At 69.2% G+C, this 7,070-nt stretch carries 5 protein-coding genes; all 5 read left to right on the plus strand.

Annotated features, from left to right (window positions below):
- The first annotated feature begins 103 nt into the window (after positions 1 to 103).
- The 5 genes from ABZU25_RS34105 (at position 104) to ABZU25_RS34125 (ending at position 6,984) form a co-directional block, all read left to right on the plus strand.
- Positions 104 to 967, plus strand: coding sequence for an ATP-binding cassette domain-containing protein (locus ABZU25_RS34105; protein ID WP_355033482.1), 864 nt, complete (start codon positions 104 to 106; stop codon positions 965 to 967).
- On the plus strand, positions 964 to 1,653 hold the full coding sequence (locus ABZU25_RS34110; RefSeq protein WP_355033483.1) for a hypothetical protein: 690 nt from the start codon (positions 964 to 966) through the stop codon (positions 1,651 to 1,653). The genes ABZU25_RS34105 and ABZU25_RS34110 overlap by 4 nt, the downstream gene beginning before the upstream one ends.
- Positions 1,654 to 1,995: 342 nt before the next feature.
- On the plus strand, positions 1,996 to 2,541 hold the full coding sequence (rplJ, locus tag ABZU25_RS34115) for a 50S ribosomal protein L10 (protein ID WP_355033484.1): 546 nt from the start codon (positions 1,996 to 1,998) through the stop codon (positions 2,539 to 2,541).
- Positions 2,542 to 2,595: 54 nt separating this feature from the next.
- Positions 2,596 to 2,982 (plus strand): 50S ribosomal protein L7/L12, encoded by a 387-nt coding sequence (gene rplL, locus ABZU25_RS34120; protein WP_355033485.1) that lies wholly within the window; start codon positions 2,596 to 2,598, stop codon positions 2,980 to 2,982.
- A 570-nt stretch (positions 2,983 to 3,552) separates the two neighbouring features.
- A complete protein-coding gene (locus ABZU25_RS34125) occupies positions 3,553 to 6,984 on the plus strand; it encodes a DNA-directed RNA polymerase subunit beta (RefSeq protein ID WP_355033486.1) in 3,432 nt (1,143 codons plus the stop codon).
- Positions 6,985 to 7,070: the final 86 nt, after the last annotated feature.

The raw sequence follows: 7,070 nt of genomic DNA on the forward strand, positions 1-7,070 counted from the left end.
TCACCCGCAGCGCGTCGAGCACCTCCAGCCCGGCGGTGGTCAGTGCGGCGCGCACCGCGTCCACGGCCGGCGTCACCCGATCGGGTGGCCCGTAATCTGTCCCATGCGGCTGGAGAACGTCTGGTTGCGGTACCACCGGCGCGGGCCGTGGGTGCTGCGCGGCGTGGACGTGCGGATCGGTCCGGGCGAGCTGGCTGTCGTTCTGGGTCGCAACGGGGTCGGCAAGTCGACGGTGCTCCAGGTGGCCGCAGGGGTGCTCCGGCCAGGCCGGGGCCGGGTCACCGACCGGCCGGCACGGGTGGGCTGGGTGCCGGAGCGTTTCCCGGCCGACCAGCCCTTCACCGTCACCCGCTATCTGACGTCGATGGCCCGGGTGGCGGGGCTGGGCAGTGCCGCGGCCGACGAGGCGGTCGCCTCCTGGACCGACCGGCTCGGGTTGGCCGCCTTCCGCTCGGTCCGGCTGCCGGAGCTGTCCAAGGGCACCGCCCAGAAGGTGGGCCTCGCCCAGGCGATGCTGCGCACGCCGGGCCTGCTGGTGCTCGACGAGCCGTGGGAGGGGCTGGACGCCACCACCCGCGAGCTTGTTCCCGAGCTGATCGCCGAGGTGCTCGCCGCCGATGGTGCGGTACTGGTCAGCGACCACCGCGGGGAGACGGTCCGGCTGCCGACCGCGCGCCGCTGGCTGGTGGCCGACGGGTCACTGACCGAGGAGACGCCGTCGGCGGACGAGACGTTCGCGGTGGTCGAGGTCGCGGTCCCGACCGCGCGGGTCGCCGGCACCGTCGCCCGGTTGCGCGCCGAGGGCCACCACATTCTTCGGGTACGCGCCGACGCCTCCACCACCGCACCGCAGGCTCGCCCCGCATCGACCTCCCCGGCCCGGCCGGACGGTGGACGAGCACCCGGACAGCCCGAGGTCGCCGAGGGCACCCCCGCGGTCGAGCAGGCAGCCGAGGAGGCCCGGTGAGCGCCCTGGTGCGGATGCGGCTGGCCGGTCTCCTGCGGACCGGTCGGGCGCTGGCACCGCTGCTCGCCGGCCTCGTCGTGCTCGGCACGCTCTACGGCGGTGGCCGATCCCAGCCGGCCGAGGCGTACGGCGTCTCGGCCGTGGTGCTCTTCCCGGTGCTCGCCTGGCAGACCAAGATCCTGCTCGACGTCGAGCCGGACGTGCAGCGTCGGCTGGCCCAGGTGACCGTCGGGGCGGCCCGCGAGCGGCTTGCCGGGCTCCTCGCCGCGGTCGTGGCGGCGTTGGCGACGGTGGCTGTCGCGCTGCTCTTTCCGTGGCTGGTCGGCGGGGTCACCGGTCCGGTGGAGCCGGGGGACCGGTCGATCGTGGTCGGGCTCGCGCTGGGGTTGTGGGCGCACCTGCTCGCCGTACCCGCCGCGGTTGCCCTCGGTGCGTTGGCCAGCCGGGCGGCGGTGGGCGGTGCCGCGTACGGCGTCGCGGTGCTGGCCCTCGGCGGTGTCGGCGCGGTGGTGCTCGGCCTGAGCGGTTCGGTGGCGCCCTGGCTGGCGCCGCCGATCATGGCCGCCGCCCGCACCACCGGAGGCGACGCGGCCGCGCTCACCCTGCTGGGGCTGACCGGGTGGGCGCTGGCCTGGAGCACCGCGGTCGTCGGTGGCTACCTGTGGCGGCGGCGGGCCCAGGGCTGAGCGGCCCCGGCGTCGGTGGCGTGGCTCACCAGGTGCGATTTGGCGCTGGTGGCCGGGGGCGCGTACTGTTCAAGCCGTCATCCGTGTTCTCATGGATGAGGAACCACCCAGAGACCGCTGGTCACCGTGCTCCGGCACGGTCGAAGGTCCCGCGACAACGGGCGACCCGCGTAGGGCGGCAAGCGTAACTCGGCAGTGAACATGGTCCGCCGACTGTGTTGATCCGCCGGCCCTCGCCCCGTGCGCCCTGCGCCGGGGCTTTTTCGTTGTCGTGCTGCCTCCGCCCCCGTTCCGGCTTCGGCTGTGACGGGGACCAGCCTCGAGTAACGAGAGAGGAGGGACATGGCGGACAAGCCAATCCGGGCCGACAAGGCCACGGCCGTCGCTGAGCTGACCGAGAACTTCCGCAGCGCAGGCGCCACCGTGCTGACCGAGTACCGCGGTCTGACGGTTTCCCAGCTCACCCAGCTTCGGCGCTCGCTGGGCGCCGAGACCAGCTACACGGTCGCGAAGAACACGCTGGCGAAGCGTGCTGCGACGGACGCGGGCATCACCGGCCTCGACGAGCTGTTCACCGGTCCTACCGCGCTGACTTTCGTTTCGGGCGACGTCGTCGAGGCGGCGAAGGGTCTTCGCGACTTCGCGAAGGCCAACCCGAAGCTCGTCATCAAGGGCGGTGTCTTCGAGGGCAGGGCCATTTCCGCGGCCGAGGTCACGAAGCTCGCCGACCTGGAGTCCCGCGAGGTGCTGCTGGCCAAGCTGGCCGGCGCGATGAAGGGCAACCTGAGCAAGGCCGCGGCCCTGTTCCAGGCCCCGCTGTCGAAGACCGCCCGTCTGGCGGCCGCACTGCAGGACAAGCGCGAGAAGGAGGGCGCCGAGGCGGCCTGAGGCCCCCACGGCGCACCAGTTCTTACTTAACAGAATCAGGAAAGGACGCCAGATATGGCGAAGCTCAGCACCGACGAGCTGCTCGACGCGTTCAAGGAAATGACGCTGATCGAGCTCTCTGAGTTCGTGAAGCAGTTCGAGACGACCTTCGAGGTCACCGCCGCGGCTCCGGTCGCCATCGCGGGCCCGGGTGGCGGTGGCGGCGCTGCTGCCGAGGCCGAGCCGGAGCAGGACGAGTTCGACGTCATCCTCGAGGCTGACGGCGGCAAGAAGATCCAGGTCATCAAGGTCGTGCGTGAGCTGACCGGCCTGGGCCTCAAGGAGGCCAAGGACGCGGTCGAGGCCGCGCCGAAGGCCATCCTGGAGAAGGTCAACAAGGAGACCGCCGAGAAGGCGAAGACCAAGCTCGAGGGTGAAGGCGCCAAGGTCACCCTCAAGTGACCTGAGCTCCACCTGCGCGTACCTGGCTCGTGAGCCGGGACACGATCGCGTCGCGGCGGGCGGTGATCCGACACGGATCACCGCCCGTCGTGTTTGTGGTTCCGCAGCCGACCTGCCCCTGAGCTGGGCGCCGACGGTCGCGGCGGTCGGTCCGAACGCGCGTGGCGGGTCGCCCTGCGGTGGGAAAGAAGGGCCGACCCGGATACCGGCCCTTGACGCGGCCCCGGGCTGCCAGGCACGCTGACACCAGCAAGACACCGCGCTTGCGACGGCCACGACGTGGGTATGACAGCGGCGGCACCATCTGCCGCGTCAACCTGAGCGGCCCAGTGGGGATGTTGCGTTCCGAGCGGCCCGGCAGACCCCGGTTCACGGGGGCCGAGGCACGTTCCGCAAACGACCTGCGGGGTGGGCTGGACAGCGGTTAGCCTCTCGGCTACACTGCTAGTTTGCGCTGCCTTCCGACTTGACCCCTGCTCGGAAATGTCCGTTTACGGATATTTCTGGTGGGGTCATTGGAGTGCACGCGTACCAGCCGTTCTGCAGCACCGGTCCTCGGAAGGACGCATCTTGGCAGCTTCCCGCCCTGCGAAGACCAGTCGTACGTCGAGCGCATTCGCTCCCCGCCGAGTTTCATTCGGCAGGATCACCGAACACCTCGAGGTCCCCAACCTCCTTGCCATCCAGAACGAGTCCTTCGACTGGCTCGTGGGCAACGAGGCTTGGCAGGGCCGGTCGGCGGACGACCCGCACGCACGCTCGGGTCTCGCGGAGATCCTTGAAGAGATCAGTCCCATTGAGGACTTCTCCGGCACCATGTCACTCTCCTTCTCAGCGCCGCGCTTCGACGAGGTCAAGGCCTCGATCGAGGAGTGCAAGGAGAAGGACCTGACCTACTGCGCTCCGCTCTTCGTGACCGCGGAGTTCACCAACAACACCACTGGCGAGATCAAGAGCCAGACGGTGTTCATGGGTGACTTCCCGATGATGACGCCCAAGGGCACCTTCGTCATCAACGGCACCGAGCGCGTCGTGGTCAGCCAGCTCGTCCGGTCTCCGGGCGTGTACTTCTCCAAGGAGCCGGACAAGACCTCCGACCGCGACCTCTCCAGCGTCAAGGTCATCCCGAGTCGGGGTGCCTGGCTGGAGTTTGACATCGACAAGCGCGACACGGTCGGCGTACGCATCGACCGCAAGCGTCGGCAGGCCGTCACGGTCCTGCTCAAGGCCATCGGTTGGTCGGCCGAGCGGATCCGTGAGCGGTTCGGCTGGTCCGAGCTGCTGATGACCACGCTCGAGAAGGACCACATCGCCGGCGCCGACGAGGCCCTGCTAGACATCTACCGCAAGCTGCGCCCTGGCGAGCCGCCGACCCGCGAGAACGCCCAGACCCTGCTCGACAACCTCTTCTTCAACCCGAAGAGGTACGACGTCGCCAAGGTCGGGCGCTACAAGTTCAACAAGAAGCTCGAAGTTGGCGTGCCGATCACCACCGGCACGCTGACCGAGGACGACATCGTCGCCACCGTGGAATACCTGTGCCGGCTGCACGCCGGTGAGGACGGCTACGAGGCCGACGACATCGACCACTTCGGCAACCGGCGCCTGCGTACCGTGGGTGAGCTGATCCAGAACCAGGTCCGGGTCGGCCTGTCCCGGATGGAGCGGGTCGTCCGCGAGCGGATGACCACGCAGGACGTCGAGGCGATCACCCCGCAGACCCTGATCAACATCCGCCCGGTGGTGGCGGCGATCAAGGAGTTCTTCGGGACGTCGCAGCTGTCCCAGTTCATGGACCAGACCAACCCGCTGGCGGGTCTCACCCACCGGCGCCGGCTGAGCGCGCTCGGCCCGGGTGGTCTGTCCCGGGAGCGGGCCGGCTTCGAGGTCCGCGACGTGCACCCGTCCCACTACGGCCGGATGTGCCCGATCGAGACGCCGGAAGGCCCGAACATCGGCCTGATCGGCGCGCTGTCCACCTTCGCCCGGGTCAACCCGTTCGGCTTCATCGAGACGCCGTACCGGAAGGTCGTCGAGGGTCGGGTCACCGACCAGATCGACTACCTGACCGCGGACGAGGAGGACCGTTTCGTCAAGGCCCAGGCCAACGCGCGGCTGAAGGCGGACGGCACGTTCGCCGAGGAGCGGGTGCTGTGCCGTCGTAAGGGCGGCGAGACCGAGGACGTCGTCCCCGGTGCCGTCGACTACATGGACGTCTCGCCCCGGCAGATGACCTCGGTCGCGACCGCCATGATCCCGTTCCTCGAGCACGACGACGCCAACCGGGCACTGATGGGCGCGAACATGCAGCGCCAGGCGGTGCCGCTGGTCAAGGCCGAGGCGCCGCTGGTGGGCACGGGCATGGAATACCGGGCCGCGGTCGACGCTGGCGACGTGGTGGTCGCCGAGGTCGGCGGTGTGATCGAGGATCTCTGCGCCGACTACGTCACCATCCACCAGGACGACGGCCACCGCCGGACGTACCTGCTGCACAAGTTCCGCCGCTCCAACGCCGGCTCCTGCGTCAACCAGAAGCCGGTGGTCTTCGAGGGCGACCGCGTCGAGGCCGGTCAGGTCATCGCCGACGGGCCGTGCACCGACGAGGGCGAGATGGCACTCGGACGCAACCTGCTGGTGGCGTTCATGTGCTGGGAGGGTCACAACTACGAGGACGCGATCATCCTGTCGCAGCGCCTCGTGCAGCAGGACGTGCTCACCTCGATCCACATCGAGGAGCACGAGGTCGACGCTCGGGACACCAAGCTCGGCCCGGAGGAGATCACCCGCGACATCCCGAACGTCAGCGAGGAAATGCTCGCCGACCTCGACGAGCGCGGCATCATCCGGATCGGCGCCGAGGTCGTCCCCGGTGACATCCTGGTCGGCAAGGTCACGCCCAAGGGCGAGACCGAGCTGACCCCGGAGGAGCGCCTGCTCCGCGCGATCTTCGGTGAGAAGGCGCGTGAGGTTCGGGACACCTCGCTGAAGGTGCCGCACGGCGAGACCGGCACGGTCATCGGTGTGCGCACGTTCTCCCGCGAGGACGGCGACGAGCTGCCGCCGGGTGTCAACGAACTGGTCCGGGTCTACGTCGCCCAGAAGCGCAAGATCCAGGACGGCGACAAGCTCGCCGGCCGGCACGGCAACAAGGGTGTCATCTCGAAGATCCTGCCGATCGAGGACATGCCGTTCCTGGAGGACGGCACCCCGGTCGACATCGTGCTCAACCCGCTCGGTGTGCCGAGCCGGATGAACATCGGCCAGGTGCTGGAGACCCACCTCGGTTGGGTCGCCAAGACCGGTTGGAAGGTCGAGGGTGACGACACCGACTGGAAGCGCCAGCTCCGCTCGATCGACGCGCACGAGTCCGAGGGGGACACCAACGTGGCCACCCCGGTCTTCGACGGTGCCCGCGAGGAGGAGATCTCCGGTCTGCTCGAGTCGACCCTGCCCAACCGGGACGGCAAGCAGCTGATCGGCCGTACCGGCAAGGCGCAGCTGTTCGACGGTCGTTCCGGCGAGCCGCTGCCGGACCCGATCGCGGTCGGCTACGTCTACATCCTGAAGCTCAACCACCTGGTCGACGACAAGATCCACGCTCGTTCGACCGGTCCGTACTCGATGATCACGCAGCAGCCGCTGGGTGGTAAGGCGCAGTTCGGTGGTCAGCGTTTCGGTGAGATGGAGTGCTGGGCGATGCAGGCGTACGGCGCCGCGTACGCCCTGCAGGAGCTGCTCACGATCAAGTCCGACGACGTGCTCGGCCGGGTGAAGGTCTACGAGGCCATCGTCAAGGGCGAGAACATCCCGGAGCCGGGCATCCCGGAGTCGTTCAAGGTGCTGCTCAAGGAGCTGCAGTCGCTGTGCCTCAACGTTGAGGTGCTGTCCAGCGACGGTGTGGCCCTGGAAATGCGCGAGACCGACGACGAGGTGTTCCGGGCCGCTGAGGAGCTGGGCATCGACCTGTCCCGGCGCGAGCCGAGCTCGGTCGAAGAGGTCTGAGGTGAGCGGTCGGGGGGGGGGGGGGGGGGGCGCCCCCCCCCCCCCCCCCGAAGAGTAAACAAGCAAGACCAAGAGGAGGCTAGAGG

The sequence above is a fragment of the Micromonospora sp. NPDC005215 genome (assembly GCF_040607915.1).
Taxonomy (GTDB): domain Bacteria; phylum Actinomycetota; class Actinomycetes; order Mycobacteriales; family Micromonosporaceae; genus Micromonospora.

Coding starts and splice junctions, on each gene's coding strand:
- ABZU25_RS34105 (WP_355033482.1), top strand. CDS start 104: ATGCGGCTGGAGAACGTCTGGTTGCGGTACCACCGGCGCGGGCCGTGG.
- rplJ (WP_355033484.1), top strand. CDS start 1,996: ATGGCGGACAAGCCAATCCGGGCCGACAAGGCCACGGCCGTCGCTGAG.
- rplL (WP_355033485.1), top strand. CDS start 2,596: ATGGCGAAGCTCAGCACCGACGAGCTGCTCGACGCGTTCAAGGAAATG.